Raw genomic sequence first — 14200 nt, 5'->3', positions numbered from 1 at the left:
CGCCGCGAAGGCGAGAAAACGGATGAAATTCGTATCTTTGCTGGAGAACCTCAATACTCGAAAAACGTATGAAAGAACTTCTTGCTTTGGCCGTAGCGGCACTCTTCGTGTCGTGCGGCCCGCGTTCCGCCGGCAACGCCGCCTCCGGGACGGCACCCGAAGAGGTGCGTACTCCGGTGGAGATGGCCGAGACGATTGCCCTCGTGAAGCCCGAACTGAAGGGCGGCCTCACCATCAACGAGGCGCTGCAGAACCGCCGCTCGTGGCGTGAATATGCCCCCGAAGCCCTCTCGCTCGAGGAGCTGTCGGGTGTGCTGTGGGCTGCTGCGGGCATCAACCGTCCTGAGAACGACCATCTGACCGCCCCCTCGGCGCTCGGTCTCTATCCGCTGCGCGTCTATGCCTTCTTTGCCGAGGGCATCTACCTCTACGATGCCAAGGCGCACCGGCTGGTGCGCGTCAAGGAGGGTGACTTCCGCAAGGTGTCGGGAGCGCAGCCCTTCGTCGAGACGGCACCGCTCAATTTGGTCTATGTGGGCGACCGCTCGGTCTACGAGGGGCGCAACATCCCGGAGGAGCATCAGTACTACCTCTGCGGTCAGGATGCCGCCGGCTATGCCGAGAATGTCAACCTCTATACGGCGGGCCACGGCCTGCGTTCGATTACGCGCGGCAGCGTCTCGCCCGAGCTGCTCTCGGTGCTGGAGCTCGACCCGGCGCGCTACTGCTTCGCACTGGCCCAGAGCGTGGGCAGGTAGCAGTCCACATTGACGTAAACAAGACGAGGAGCGCCTCTTTCGGGGTGCTCCTCGTCTGTTTTGTGCTGCCGACCGCTCCTCTGCTATCGCCTTGCGGCGGCGCAGCGCTGCTCGCCCAACTCGCAGAAGTAGCGCCACAGCGGTGCCGCCATGAGCGCCTGGCGGATGGCCCCCTCGTCGAGCAGTTCGCGCACCTCGGCCTCGGTGAAGAGGTGCACGCTGAGATCCTCCGTCGCATCGGGGTGCTGCTCGCCGATGCGCTCGACCCCCTCGGCCACGAAGCAGTGGGTCAGGTTGTTCTGCGTGGCGGGGTTGGGGGCGATGACCATCAGCTCGCGCCACTGCCCGCCGCCGTAGCCGCTCTCCTCGAGCAGCTCGCGCCGGGCGGTCTCCAGCATCGAGGCGTCCGTCGGCTCGCTCACGCCGGCCACCAGTTCGTAGTCCGTCTCGCCCAGGGCGTGGCGGTACTGGCTCACGAAGACAAACTCGCGCCGGGGCGTGATGGCAATGACGTTCACCCAGTCGGGGTATTCGAAGACGTAGTAGTCGGGGATGCGGCGTCCGTTGGGCAGTTCGACGCATTCGTGGCGTACGGTGTACCAGGGAAGGCGGGCGAGGTATTCGCTGGTGATGACCTTCCAGGGTCGGTTTTCGGGCTTTTTCATCGGTGTGTCGCAGGGTGTGGTGCGAAGATACGGAAAATTTCCTATCTTTGTTTGTATGAATGCCGGACGCGGTCCGGCCCACCAACCTGAAAAACACACCGTATGATTCCTCAGTCCGAACGTCAGCGCATCATCGCGCTCATCCAGCGGGAGGTGGTTCCCGCCATCGGATGCACCGAGCCGATGGCCGTGGCGCTGTGTGTGGCGCGTGCCACCGAGACGCTGGGCTCCCTGCCCGAAAAAATCACGGCGCGGTTGAGCGCCAACATCCTCAAGAACGCCATGGGCGTGGGTATCCCCGGCACGGGCGGCATGATAGGCCTCCCAATCGCCATTGCGCTCGGCGCATTGGTCGGCCGCTCGGAGTACCAGCTGGAGGTGCTTCGCGACACGACGCCCGAGGCGGTCGAACGTGGCCGGGAGTATATCGACTGGAAGTGCATCTCCATCGGTCTGAAGGAGGGCATCACGGAGAAGCTCTACATCGAGGTCGAGGTCGAAGCCTCGGGGCACCGGGCCGTGGCGGTCATCGCGGGCGGTCATACGAACTTCGTCTACGTGGAGCACGACGGCGAGGTGCTGCTCGACAACCGACGCGCCGCCTCGGATGAGGCGGAGGAGGGCGAGGTGCCCCTCACGCTGCGCCGCGTCTGGGACTTTGCGATGACGGCGCCGCTCGACGAGGTGCGCTTCATCCTCGAGACGCGCCGTCTGAACAAGGCGGCAGCCGAGCGGGCCTTCACGGGCGAGTACGGCCACTGCGTGGGACAGACGCTGCGCCGCGAACGCGAGCGGCGGGTGATGGGCGACAGCATCTTCAGCCACATCCTCTCCTACACCTCGGCGGCGTGCGACGCGCGGATGGCCGGGGCGATGATTCCCGTGATGAGCAACTCGGGGAGCGGCAACCAGGGCATCGCCGCAACGCTTCCCGTGGTGGTCTACGCCGAGGAGAGTGGCGCCACGGAGGAGCAGACCATCCGGGCGCTGGTGCTGAGCCATCTGACGGTGATTTACATCAAGCAGAGCCTCGGCCGGCTGTCGGCCCTCTGCGGCTGCGTGGTGGCGGCCACGGGGTCGAGTTGCGGCATCACCTATCTGATGGGGGGCAGCTACGAGCAGGTGGTGGCCGCCGTCAAGAACATGATTGCCAACCTGACGGGCATGATATGCGACGGGGCGAAGCCCAGCTGCGCGATGAAGCTGACGAGCGGTGTCTCGACGGCCGTGCTGTCGGCCATGATGGCGATGGACGGCCACTGCGTGACCCCCGTCGAGGGCATCATCGAGGAGGATGTCGACCGCTGCATCCGCAACCTGACCGCCATTGGCCGCGACGGCATGAACGAGACGGACCATCTGGTGCTCGACATCATGACGCACAAGTGCTGAGCAGCCCGTGTGCCTCCGGACAGAAAAAGAGCGAGGGGACTTCCCGTATGGAAGTCCCCTTGTTTTGTTTGTCTCTGTAGCTTTCGCCCTTTGTCGCAGCTGACTTTGTTTTTTTTTCCCCCCCCCTCCGGCGGACGGAGCGCTACCGGGTGCCGCTCTTGCGGAAAATCGTGTGGAGGATGATGCCCGTGGCCCCCTGATGGCGCGTGGTGTAGTCCTTGGCGATGCGGCTCGTCTTGCGCAGCAGCTCCTCGTCGGTGCGCAGCGGGGTGAACCAGTCGCGCAGCTCCTCGTACGTGGTGACGGGCTGCGCTGCACCGAGCGTCACCAGGTCGCGCGCCTCCTTGAACTTCTGGTAGTTGGGCCCGAATGCCAGCGGCAGGCCGAACGTTGCGGCCTCCAGCGTGTTGTGGATGCCCACGCCGAATCCGCCGCCGATGTAGCTCCACGAGGCGTAGCCGTAGACCGACGAGAGGATGCCGACCGTGTCGAGCACCAGCAGCTGTGTCCCCTTGAAGTCGCTCTGGGGCGTGCAGCGCGTATAGCGGATGCCTCCGCCGCGCGTTTCGCCGAGCAGGCGGGCGATGCGCCCCTCGTCCATCTCGTGGGGGGCGATGACGAACTTCACGTCGGGATTGTCGTTCATGAGCCGGATGAGCAGCTCCTCGTCGGGGCCCCACGTCGAGCCGGCCACGAAGAGGCGCTCGTCGCCGCGGAAGCGCTCGACAATCTCGATGCGTTTGGCCGCCGAGGCGATTTCGGCCACCCGGTCGAAACGGGTGTCGCCCGCAACCACCACGTTGTCGAAGCCCAGTTCGGCCAGCAGGCTCTTCGACTCCTCGTTCTGGACGAACATCGTGTCGAAGCTCTCCAGCGCCTGGCGCCAGATGCTGCCGTAGGGGCGGAAGAAAATCGAGTTGCGGCGGAAGATGGCCGAGACGATGTAGGTGCGTACCGAGCGGTGGCGCAGCTCGGTGAGCAGGTTAATCCAGAATTCGTACTTGACGAAGATGGCTATCTCGGGGTGGGCGATGTCGAGGAAGCGGCGGGCGTTCGACGGCGTGTCAATCGGGAGGTAGAAGATGTAGTCCACGCCGCTGTAGTTCTTGCGGATTTCGTAGCCCGAAGGGGAGAAGAAGGTGAGCAGGATTTTGTACTCGGGGTACTCCTTGCGGAGCCGTTCGATGATGGGACGCCCCTGTTCGAATTCGCCCAGCGAGGCGACGTGTATCCAGACGATGCGCGCCTTGGGGTCGATGGCGTCGGCCATCCGTTCGAAGAGATTTTTCCGCCCCTCAATCCAAAGCTTCGCCTTGGGGTATCGCGGCGAGACCAGCCGGATGGCCAGTGCATAGAGCATGAGTCCGAAATTATAGAGCCACATCGGTATCTTCGTTTGCGATGTTGTGTTTGCGTCCCTTGGCTCCCGTGCGGGGCTCCGTTCGTCCGTCGTCCGAGGCAATCCGGGCCGGGTGGAGCGGTTTCGGTTCGCAAGCAACCGTTTCAGTCCGGCAAAGGTAGCATATTTTGGCGGAAATGCAAAATTGCCGGCCGTTTATCCGCCTGATTCGCACGGCGGTGCCGTCGGAAGGGTCGGCCGGAGTGTTGCCGTGCCGTCGGACGGGTGTGCGCGTGCGGTCACCAGTTGTACTCCATGGCCTGCTCGACGAAGCGGACGTCGAAGCTTCCGTCGCGACGCATTGTGACGGCCGCCAGGTCGAACTGCACCTCCTCCGTGACGGCGTAGGCGGCCATGTAGCTGCGGGCGGCGTGGCTCAGCGCGCGGAACTTGGCCGGTGTAATCGCCTCCTCGGGGGTGGTGAGGCTCCCCTCGCGGCGGGTCTTCACCTCGACGAAGTGGAGCACGCCCGGCGTGCGGGCGACGATATCCAGCTCGTAGCGCCCTTCGCGCCAGTTGAGGGCGCAGATTTCGTACCCCCTTCGGCGGAGGTAGTCGACGGCGGCCCGTTCGCCCTGGCGTCCTGTTTCGCTCGTTTTCGATTCCATGGTGCGCTTTCGGAAGGGTAGTGGGGTTCGAAATGCACCTCTAAGTTAGGCATTTTTTTGCCGAAAAGCAAATTTCCGCTTCCGGTTCCGCAGTTGGGGGGGAGTTCCACAGTCCGGTTCCAGTTCCGCAGAGGGCTTTGGCTCCGCGGTCGGCTTCCGTTTCCGCACCGGGAACGATTGCCCGATGTCCGATGTCCGATGCAGCCCGGGCCGTTTCGGTGCCCGCGCTGACGCTCCGTATAGCTCCTATAATATCCGTATAGCTCCTATAATAAAGGTGTGCTTCCGCGGATGGGAAGAGACATTCCTCAAATACGTAGGGGCAGTGGGGCGATTGTCGCAAGCGGGCGTTCGCGCCGTTTGCCGGGTGCAGCCATCGGCCGGGGGCTCTTCCCGGTTCGGGCGGCTCGGAAGAATAACCCTGCGGGCGCTGTTGCATCGGTGCCTTGTTGAGCGGCTCTCTCCGGCCGGAGCCGGAGCGGTGGCGGAAGTGGTGGCGGAGCGGTGACGGGAGATGGCCCGGGGGCGTCGGGGCCGGCGGAAGAGGCGGGGTCGGCGGCAAGGTTCGCGGACGAAGGAAGCGACCGGAACGACGGCGAGGTCTGTGACAGGGACTGCGGAAGGGGTGGAAACGACCGGAACGACAGAAAGAGGGGGCGGAAGCCTTGCCTCCGCCCCTCTTCAGCCTACAGCAGGAAGTCGAGCTCCTCGCCCGGATTGACCTCGAAGGGGTCGCGTCCGTGTTTGAAAATCCGCATCGGACGCTTGCCGAGCAGTTCGAGGCGTCCCTCCTCGTAGCGCAGCATGCATCCCTCGCGCAGGCCGACCACCCAGCGGCGCGGATTGGCGGCGATGTACTCCAAGATGCGCTGCTCGCGCGTCTCGCCGGCATGTCCCTCGGGATTGGCGTCGAGGTAGTGGGGGTTAATCTGGAACTTCACGGCGCCGATGGCCCGGAACGACTCGGGCTGGACGATGGGCATGTCGTTGGTGGTGCAGATGGTGGGGCAGGCGACGTTGCTGCCGGCCGACCACCCGACGTAGGGCGTTCCGGCCTTGATTTTGCGCAGAATTGCCTGCATGAGCCCCTGCTCCTGCATCTTTTTTGCGAGGGCGAAGGTGTTGCCGCCGCCCACGCAGATGGCCTCGGCGTTGCGGATTTCACGGGCGGGGTTCTTGCTGCGGTGCACCGACCGCACGCGGATGCCCAGCTCGGCCAGGCGCGCCTGCACCTTGGCTTCGTAGGCCGCATAGGAGAAGGTCACGGCCGCGTAGGGGACAAAGACGAGTTCACGCACGCCGTCGAGAAAACGGCCGATTTCGGGCAGCGGGTAGCGGAGGTATTCCTCGCCGGCGTTGGTCGAGTTGGAGATGAGAAGCAATTTCATAAAAATCTGTTCTTTAATTTGTTGCGAATGCAATTGTGCTAAATGTCGAAAATGTTGTGAATAAAAAAAACGCTCCTTTTGTCAAAAGTAATAAAAAAAATGTTACTTTTGCGCGAAATTATGTTGGAAATACGTGAACTATTTCTAGTAATAATTGTTTAACTAAAAACTTAAAGTTATGTCAGAAGTTCAATCCAAAGTTGTCGAGATTATCGTTGACAAGCTCGGCGTTAAGGAGTCGGAAGTTGTGCCCGAAGCAAGCTTCACCAACCACCTCGGAGCAGACTCGCTCGACACCGTAGAGCTCATCATGGAGTTCGAGAAGGCATTCGACATCCAGATTCCGGACGAGGACGCTGAGAAGATTACGACCGTTGGCGACGCCATCAAGTACATCGAGGAGCACAAGAAATAATTTGCCCCGAAAAGGGATTTTCACGGAAGCTTTAAACTTAGATTTATGACTGAAAGAAGAGTAGTTGTTACGGGCATCGGTACTATCAACCCGCTCGGTAATAATGTTGAGGAGTATTTTTCCAACCTTGAAAAGGGCGTGAGCGGTGCCGCACCGATTACTCACTTTAACGCCGAAAAGTTTAAGACGAAGTTTGCCTGTGAAGTAAAGAATTACGACCCGTCCCAGTTCTTCGACCGCAAGGAGGTCCGCAAGTACGACCTCTTCACGCAGTATGCTCTTGTGTCGGCCGCCCAGGCCGTCGAGGACTCGGGTCTCGACCTGGAGACCGTGGACAAGGAGCAGGTGGGCGTCATCTGGAGCTCGGGCATCGGAGGACTCAAGTCGTTCTTCGATGAGTGTCTGGGCTATGCCGAGGGCGGTATGACCCCTCGGTTTAGCCCGTTCTTTATCCCCCGCATGATTGCCGACATCGCCGCCGGTTTCATCTCGATGAAGTATGGCTTCATGGGACCCAACTACTGCACGGTGTCGGCCTGCGCCTCCTCCAACCACGGCATGATTGCCGCCTTCGACGCCATCCGCTACGGCAAGGCCGACGTCATGGTTGCCGGCGGCTCCGAGGCTGCGGTCAACGAGCCCAGCGTGGGCGGTTTCAACTCGATGCAGGCGCTTTCGACGCGCAATGACGACCCCGAGCATGCCTCGCGTCCCTTCGACAAGGACCGCGACGGCTTCGTGGTGGGCGAGGGTGCCGGAGCGCTGATTCTCGAGGAGTACGAACATGCCAAGGCGCGCGGTGCGAAAATCTACTGCGAAATCCTCGGTGGAGGTGCCTCTGCCGACGCCTATCACTTCACCGCGCCCCATCCCGAAGGAAAGGGAGCCATCAAGGCCATGCGCGATGCACTGAAGGATGCCGGCATTACGGCCGATGAGATTGATTACGTCAACGTACACGGAACGTCGACCCCCGCGGGCGACCTGCCGGAGCTGAAGGCCGTGGCCGAGGTTCTGGGCGACCATGTCTACGACGTCAACATTTCGTCGACCAAATCGATGACGGGACACCTGCTGGGTGCCGCCGGTGCCGTCGAGGCGCTGGCCTGCATCTTCGCCATCACGCACGGCGTGGTGCCCCCGACCATCAACTGCGAGAACCTCGACCCGGCGATTGACCCCCGCCTGAACCTCACGCTCGGCACGGCGCAGAAGCGCGACGTGAAGTGCGCACTGAGCAACACGTTCGGTTTCGGCGGCCACAACTCGACGGTCATCTTCCGCAAACTCTAACGCCCGAACCCGCTGCGCGATGCTCGATTTTCTGCTTCGCCCTTTGAAGCGCACCTTCGGACGGGACAAGGCGTACTACCGAATCATCGATGATATGCTGGGCTTCATCCCGCATAACATCGAACTCTACAAGCTGGCTTTGATACACAAGTCAGCTTCTTTTGTTTTGGAGAACGGTACGGCCATCAACAACGAACGGCTCGAATTTCTGGGCGATGCCGTCATCGAGGCCGTGACGTCGGACTACCTCTACATCGAATTCCCGGAGCGTGACGAGGGCTTCATGACCCAGCTGCGGTCGAAGATTGTCTCGCGGCAGTCGCTCAACGCCATCGCCGGCAAAATCGGGCTGGACCGCCACGTGATTTCGAACGGCAACGGGAACTTCGCGCAGAAGCATATCTACGGCGACGCCTTCGAGGCAATGATGGGGGCCGTCTACCTCGACCAGGGGTACGACTTCGTCAACCGGCTGCTCATCAACCGGATATACTACCGTCATCTGGACCTCGAGCAGCTGACCGAGTCGGAGACCGACTTCAAGAGCCGGCTGATTGAGTGGTGCCAGAAGAACCACCACACAATCCTTTTCCAGACGGGTCACGACAAGGGCTATACGTCGAACCGTCCGCTCTTCTGCTCCACGGTGCTCATCGACGGAATGGAGATGGGACACGGAGCCGGCGAATCGAAGAAGGAGGCCGAACAGCATGCTGCCTTCTCGGTGTCGCGTTCGCTCAGCGACGAGGATTGCGCCTCGCTGCTGGACAAGGTGGACCGACTTTCGGAATGAATACGATGATGCAACCGTTGTACGACAAGGCGCTTTCGCGAGGCATCGCTTCGCTCAGCGACGAGGAGCTGCTCACGCTGCTGGTCGAGGAGCCCGGCGTGGCCGCCTCGGTGCTGCGTTCGTGCGGCGGTTCGCTGGCTTCGGTCGCCGCCGAGGAGCCGGCGCGGCTGCGGATGGTGGGCGGTCTGGGACGCAACCGGGCGCTGCGGCTGCTGGCCGCCGCCGAGTTCGGCCGCCGGGTCGCCGAGAGCCGTGCGGGCGAGGCTGACGTCATCGCCACGAGCGACGACGTGGTGCATCTGTTCCGCCCCAAGTTGCAGCGGCTCGACCACGAGGAGTGCTGGGTGCTCTACCTCACCTCGTCGAACCGCATCGTCGAGCGGCAGCGGGTGAGCCAGGGAGGCGTTCAGGGGACGGTGGTCGACCATCGGCTCATCATCAAACGTGCGCTTGAACTGCTTGCAACACAGCTGATTATGGTGCACAACCATCCGTCGGGCGCCGCCGAGCCGAGCCCTCAGGACAAGGTGCTGACCGAACGGATTGCCCGGGCTGCGGCGCTCTTCGACATCCGGCTGTTGGACCATCTGATTATCTCCCGCGAAGGGGACTTCTCGTTTCTGCGCGAGGGGCTGCTGCACTGAGGCTGCTCCGCGTGGCGCATTTCGGCGCCGTGCCGCTCCGCACCGTCCGCATAATCCGCGCATCCGCGTACCCTGCACAACCTGCCCCCGCACCCACCTTGCACCCCACACCCCGCACCTCGCACCTCGCACCTCAAGCACTCTGCACGGCCTGCCTGTACCGTATGATTGCCCCTCCGCTCCGACGGTCCTGTCAGTCCCGGCCACCCATCCCCCCCCCTCAATTTTGCCGTTCGTAGCGTTGGCGCCCGCCTCATTTTCGCAAAATCGCAAATTAATCGCCGCAGAGGGTGCGGTTTCTCGTTAATTTTGTACTTTTGTAGTTCAGAAATCAGGTAAAATCAAAATACTATGACTCAGGAGGAACTTTTCAAGAAGCTGGTCGCTCACTGCAAGGAGTACGGATTCGTATTTCCGTCGAGCGAAATCTACGACGGTCTGGGAGCTGTCTACGATTACGGCCAGAACGGCGTCGAGCTGAAAAACAATATCAAACGCTACTGGTGGGACTCGATGGTCAAGCTCCACGAGAACATCGTCGGCATCGACGCGGCGATTTTTATGCACCCCAAAACGTGGGAGGCTTCGGGTCACCTGAGCGCCTTCAACGACCCGCTCATCGACAACCGCGACTCGAAGAAGCGCTACCGCGCCGACGTGCTCATCGAGGATTGGCTGGCCAAGCAGGATGAGAAAATCGAGAAGGAGGTCGAGAAGGCCCGCAAGCGCTTCGGCGAGTCGTTCGACGAGGCGAAGTACCGCCAGACGTCGCCCCGCGTGGCGGAGACGGCGGCCCGTCGCGACGAGATTCACCGCCGCTTCGTTGCGGCGCAGAATGCCAACGACCTTGCGGAGATGCGCCAGATTATCCTCGACTGCGAAATCGCCTGCCCCATCTCGGGTACCCGCAACTGGACCGAGGTGCGTCAGTTCAACCTGATGTTCTCGACGCAGATGGGCTCCACGTCGGACGCCACGTCGACCATCTACCTGCGTCCCGAGACGGCACAGGGCATCTTCGTCAACTTCCTCAACGTCCAGAAGACCGGACGCATGAAGATTCCCTTCGGCATTGCCCAGATTGGCAAGGCCTTCCGCAACGAAATCGTGGCCCGTCAGTTCATCTTCCGCATGCGCGAGTTCGAGCAGATGGAGATGCAGTTCTTCGTACGCCCCGGCACCGAGATGCAGTGGTGGAACGAGTGGCGCAACACGCGTATGGCATGGCACCGCGCGCTGGGCTTCGGCGACGACAACTACCGCTTCCATGACCATGAGAAGCTGGCCCACTACGCCAATGCGGCCACCGATATCGAGTACAACTTCCCCTTCGGCTTCAAGGAGGTGGAGGGCATCCACTCGCGTACGGACTTCGACCTGGGCAACCACCAGAAGTTCTCGGGCAAGAAGATGCAGTACTTCGACCCCGAGACGGGCGAGAGCTACGTGCCCTACGTGGTCGAGACCTCGATTGGCGTCGACCGCATGTTCCTGCAGGTGATGTCGGCCGCCTATACCGAGGAGAAGCTCGAGGGCGGCGATTCGCGCGTGGTGCTGCGCCTGCCCGCCGCGCTGGCTCCCGTCAAGGTGGCCATCCTGCCGCTGGTGAAGAAGGACGGCATGCCCGAAGTGGCTCAGAAGATTGTCGACCTGCTCAAGTACGACTTCAACGTGGTCTACGACGAGAAGGATTCGGTCGGCAAGCGCTACCGCCGTCAGGATGCCATCGGCACCCCCTTCTGCGTCACCGTCGACGGTCAGACGCTCGAGGACAACACCGTGACGGTCCGTCACCGCGATACGATGCAGCAGGAGCGCATCGCCATCGACCGGCTCCACCAGATGGTCGAGGAGGAGTGCTCCTACCGCAAGCTCTTCCGCAAGCAGAACCTGTAGCAGATGGAGGCAAACCTCGCGGCAAAGCGGCGTCGGCGCCTGTGGCTCGTGGTGCTCGTCTGTTTCCTGCTGGGCATGCTCCTCGGCGGGCTGCTCCTCGCTGCGGGGTGGCTCAATCCCGGGTCGGACCTTAACCTCTGAGCAGGCATGGGACGCATCATGGCCATAGACTACGGGACGCGGCGCACGGGAATAGCCGTGAGCGACCCGCTGCGCATCATCGCCGGGGGGCTGGTGACCGTCGAGACGAAGGAGCTCGAACGGTGGCTGGCCGACTACTTCGCGCGTGAGGATGTCTCGACCATCGTCCTGGGCAAGCCGCTGCAGATGGACGGCACGCCGTCGGAGACGTGGCGCTACGTCGAGCCGCTGGCGGCCCGTCTGCGCCGGGCCTATCCCGACAAGGAGGTCTGCTTCCACGACGAGCGCTTCACCTCGGTGATGGCGCACCGCACGATGCTCGAAAGCGGCATCGGCCGCATGGCGCGCCGCAACAAGGCGCTGGTGGACAAAATCTCCGCCACGATTATTTTGCAAAGTTATATGGAATTCAACCGATGATTTATCCGATTGTTATCTATGGCGACGAGGTGCTGCGCAAGCACTGCACCCCGCTCGAGCCCGGAACGCTCGACGTGAAGCAGCTCGAGAAGGACATGTTCCTCACGCTCGAGGAGGCCGGCGGCGTGGGCCTTGCCGCTCCGCAAATCGGCAAGGACATCCGCTTCTTCATCGTCGACTGCACGCCGTGGGCCGAGGAGGACCCCTCGTGCGCCGACTACAGGCGGGCCTTCGTCAATGCCGAAATCTACGAATACTCCGACGAGAAGAAGAGCTACAACGAGGGCTGCCTCTCCTTCCCGGGGCTCTACGCCGACGTGACGCGTTCGCTCTCGATTCGCATGCGCTACCTCGATACCGACTTCGTCGAGCACGACGAGGAGTTCACGGGGCTCAAGGCGTGGGTCATCCAGCACGAGTACGACCACATCGAGGGAACGGTCTTCACCGACCGCGTCTCGCCGCTGCGCCGTCAGCTGCTCAAGGGAAAACTGTTGAATCTGGCCAAGGGCAAGTACCGTTGCGCCTATAAAACCAAGTAAGTGATGAAGAAGTTTCTGGCTGCAGCATTCGTGGCGCTGGCATGCGCCGGGTGCGTCAAGTCGCCGGTCGTAGGCGGCATCTATACCGATGTGAAGGACGGTCTGGCCGTTACGGGCAATGCCGGTTCGAGCAAGGTCGGCACGGCCGAGGTGAAGGGATACGTGGGTCTGGTGGCGCTGGGCGATGCCAGCATCCAGACGGCGGCGCGCGATGCCGGCATCACGCGCATCCACCACGTCGACTACCAGGCGAAGTCCTACGTGGGCGTCTATACGATTTACACGGTCATTGTCTACGGTGATTAGGCGTACGCTGCTGACGGCAGTCCTGCTGCTGACGGCTGTCTGCTCGGTGCAGCAGCTGCGGGCGCAGGAGATTCGTGACCGCTATGTGGCGCGCCATGAGGCGGACGGCACCATCTACCACACCTTCCCCGTGACGCTCTTCGAGCGGGAGGGGTCGGGCGACCTGACCTTCGACATCACCTACAAGACGGGGCGCGACGGCCGGGCGACGCTCAACTTCACCTACCGCATGGCCGAGCCCCTGCCGGCCGATTCGGTCTGCTTCCGCTCGGGCACGACGCGGATTGCGGGTCGGGTTGAGCGGCTCTATATCGAGCCGGAGCGGCGCATGTGGGTCCATCGCTACTCGCTCTCGACGGATGTGGCCCCCTTCTACCGCTTCTTCGACCCCGAAGCCGAGGCCGACGTGACGCTCTACTCGGGCGGTCGTGCCCTGAGGTACGGGGTCAAGCGCCGCGCATGGCGGAGCTACGCACCGGTCGGCTTCCGCATCTTCGAGATGATTCGCTGCAACGAGGCTCAGTAGGGTATATGGGGCGCGGAGCAGTGCGGAGCCGGGGCGAAACGGGGTCGGGCGAACCGAGGCCGGGGCGAACAGAACTGGGCAAACCAGAACCGGGCGAACCAGAACCCGGGTGGAACCGGGGGAGGAGCGGTGCCGGTCTTCGGTGCGACCCGGGATAGCCATTCGGCTCAGGGAGCAAGCAAGACTGAATGTGCTCTTGCCTTTCGGTTGTAATTCCGCCTCTTCCGGCGCATCGGACCTTTACAAGGCTCATCTCATCGTCCGGAACCGGACAGACCAAAATAGAGGCTCTTCTGCTGTGCAGAAGAGCCTTTTTTGTATCCGGAGACCGGGTCCCGGTTTCTCAGAATCGGTAGGCGCCGCCTACCATGATGACAACCGGATTGGTACGTCGGTCGTCGAACATGGGCTGCCATTTGAGCCCGGCCGTGATGTCCCAGTTGTTGGCGACGCGGAAGTCGAAGCCGCCTCCCACATTCAGACCGACGGCCCACTTGCCGATGTCGTTGGTCGTGAGGCCGACCGAGGGGTAGATGGCCCAGGCGTCGCCGATGTGGAAGAGGTATTGTGCGTCGCAGCTGACGTCAATCGAACAGTCGCGGTGGAGCAGCGCCGCAATGGCGGGCTCGATGCGCCAGTTGTCCGTAATGCTGTAGCGGCCCGATGCGCCCAGACCGACTACGGCGTCGCCGACGTTCGTGTAGATGCTCATTTTGGGGACAATGGCCCACTTCCCGGCATCCTGTGCCGACGCTATCGAGGTCGAGCACAGCACGATGGCGATAGCAAGAATGATTTTTTTCATGGTTGTGATGCTTTTTTTGTATTGCTTGCCAGTTCAAATATAACGATATTCTCTCCTCGGGCCAAAAAATTTCAACGAACAGCTCTTTTTTCCCGACCAACCGGTGATTCGCTCCATCGGCCCCGGAGCTGTACCTCGCCCGGGTGTATCCCCGCACGAAGCGTGCCGAACGGGAAACGCGGCGGCCTCTTCCTTGCAGACGGGGCCCG

17 protein-coding genes are annotated in these 14200 nt (G+C 62.1%); 12 read left to right on the top strand and 5 right to left on the bottom strand.

What is annotated here, in order from left to right; all coding sequences use genetic code 11:
* The first annotated feature begins 68 nt into the window (after nt 1-68).
* A complete protein-coding gene (locus B5F90_RS03455; RefSeq protein WP_087361182.1) occupies nt 69-758 on the top strand; it encodes a SagB/ThcOx family dehydrogenase in 690 nt (229 codons plus the stop codon).
* 83 nt (nt 759-841) lie between these two features.
* Here the strand turns inward: B5F90_RS03455 and B5F90_RS03450 are convergent, their stop codons facing one another.
* Nucleotides 842-1423, bottom strand: coding sequence for an NUDIX hydrolase (locus B5F90_RS03450; RefSeq protein WP_087361180.1), 582 nt, complete (start codon nt 1421-1423; stop codon nt 842-844).
* 102 nt (nt 1424-1525) lie between these two features.
* Between B5F90_RS03450 and B5F90_RS03445 the strand changes: the two genes are divergently transcribed.
* The gene (locus B5F90_RS03445) at nt 1526-2815 is read left to right on the top strand and encodes an L-serine ammonia-lyase, iron-sulfur-dependent, subunit alpha (protein WP_087361178.1); all 1290 of its coding nucleotides are present in this window, start codon (nt 1526-1528) and stop codon (nt 2813-2815) included.
* A gap of 142 nt (nt 2816-2957) precedes the next feature.
* Here the strand turns inward: B5F90_RS03445 and B5F90_RS03440 are convergent, their stop codons facing one another.
* The 3 genes from B5F90_RS03440 to pepE all read right to left on the bottom strand — a co-directional run bounded on the left by B5F90_RS03440 (nt 2958) and on the right by pepE (nt 6210).
* Nucleotides 2958-4199 (bottom strand): glycosyltransferase N-terminal domain-containing protein, encoded by a 1242-nt coding sequence (locus B5F90_RS03440; RefSeq protein ID WP_087361176.1) that lies wholly within the window; start codon nt 4197-4199, stop codon nt 2958-2960.
* A 254-nt stretch (nt 4200-4453) separates the two neighbouring features.
* Complete coding sequence (locus B5F90_RS03435) at nt 4454-4822, bottom strand: YraN family protein (protein WP_087361174.1); 369 nt, start codon at nt 4820-4822, stop codon at nt 4454-4456.
* 686 nt (nt 4823-5508) lie between these two features.
* Nucleotides 5509-6210 carry a dipeptidase PepE gene (gene pepE, locus B5F90_RS03430; RefSeq protein WP_087361172.1) on the bottom strand — a complete coding sequence of 234 codons (702 nt, stop codon included), beginning with the start codon at nt 6208-6210 and terminating at the stop codon, nt 5509-5511.
* Between the two features lie 178 nt (nt 6211-6388).
* On the opposite strand from pepE, the gene B5F90_RS03425 reads away from it, so the two are divergent.
* The 10 genes from B5F90_RS03425 (at nt 6389) to B5F90_RS03385 (ending at nt 13186) form a co-directional block, all read left to right on the top strand.
* On the top strand, nt 6389-6625 hold the full coding sequence (locus tag B5F90_RS03425; RefSeq protein WP_087361170.1) for an acyl carrier protein: 237 nt from the start codon (nt 6389-6391) through the stop codon (nt 6623-6625).
* Between the two features lie 45 nt (nt 6626-6670).
* Nucleotides 6671-7918, top strand: a complete 1248-nt coding sequence (gene fabF / locus B5F90_RS03420; RefSeq protein ID WP_087361168.1) for a beta-ketoacyl-ACP synthase II — start codon at nt 6671-6673, stop codon at nt 7916-7918.
* 19 nt (nt 7919-7937) lie between these two features.
* The gene (rnc, locus tag B5F90_RS03415; protein ID WP_199792065.1) at nt 7938-8711 is read left to right on the top strand and encodes a ribonuclease III; all 774 of its coding nucleotides are present in this window, start codon (nt 7938-7940) and stop codon (nt 8709-8711) included.
* A gap of 8 nt (nt 8712-8719) precedes the next feature.
* Nucleotides 8720-9355 (top strand): DNA repair protein RadC, encoded by a 636-nt coding sequence (gene radC, locus B5F90_RS03410; RefSeq protein WP_087361296.1) that lies wholly within the window; start codon nt 8720-8722, stop codon nt 9353-9355.
* Between the two features lie 351 nt (nt 9356-9706).
* Nucleotides 9707-11251 carry a glycine--tRNA ligase gene (locus tag B5F90_RS03405; RefSeq protein ID WP_087361166.1) on the top strand — a complete coding sequence of 515 codons (1545 nt, stop codon included), beginning with the start codon at nt 9707-9709 and terminating at the stop codon, nt 11249-11251.
* A gap of 3 nt (nt 11252-11254) precedes the next feature.
* On the top strand, nt 11255-11392 hold the full coding sequence (locus B5F90_RS10965; protein ID WP_158699680.1) for a hypothetical protein: 138 nt from the start codon (nt 11255-11257) through the stop codon (nt 11390-11392).
* Nucleotides 11393-11398: 6 nt separating this feature from the next.
* The gene (gene ruvX / locus B5F90_RS03400; RefSeq protein ID WP_087361164.1) at nt 11399-11812 is read left to right on the top strand and encodes a Holliday junction resolvase RuvX; all 414 of its coding nucleotides are present in this window, start codon (nt 11399-11401) and stop codon (nt 11810-11812) included.
* Entirely contained in the window at nt 11809-12354 is a 546-nt protein-coding gene (gene def / locus B5F90_RS03395; protein ID WP_087361162.1) for a peptide deformylase, read from the top strand. The genes ruvX and def overlap by 4 nt, the downstream gene beginning before the upstream one ends.
* A gap of 3 nt (nt 12355-12357) precedes the next feature.
* Nucleotides 12358-12660 carry a TRL-like family protein gene (locus B5F90_RS03390; protein WP_087361160.1) on the top strand — a complete coding sequence of 101 codons (303 nt, stop codon included), beginning with the start codon at nt 12358-12360 and terminating at the stop codon, nt 12658-12660.
* Nucleotides 12653-13186: a hypothetical protein gene (locus tag B5F90_RS03385; RefSeq protein WP_239307733.1), complete on the top strand. Its 534-nt coding sequence runs from the start codon at nt 12653-12655 to the stop codon at nt 13184-13186. Before B5F90_RS03390 ends, B5F90_RS03385 begins: the two co-directional genes overlap by 8 nt.
* Nucleotides 13187-13529: 343 nt before the next feature.
* Here B5F90_RS03385 and B5F90_RS03380 read toward each other — a convergent pair whose 3' ends face one another.
* A complete protein-coding gene (locus B5F90_RS03380; RefSeq protein ID WP_087361158.1) occupies nt 13530-13991 on the bottom strand; it encodes an outer membrane beta-barrel protein in 462 nt (153 codons plus the stop codon).
* Between the last annotated feature and the right edge of the window lie 209 nt (nt 13992-14200).

Origin of the sequence: Alistipes sp. An31A, from assembly GCF_002159425.1 — a bacterium.
In the GTDB taxonomy this organism is placed as follows: Bacteria; Bacteroidota; Bacteroidia; order Bacteroidales; family Rikenellaceae; genus Alistipes; species Alistipes excrementigallinarum.
The sequence above is the reverse complement of the archived record's forward strand: the minus strand, read 5'-3'. Positions and strand labels throughout refer to the sequence as shown.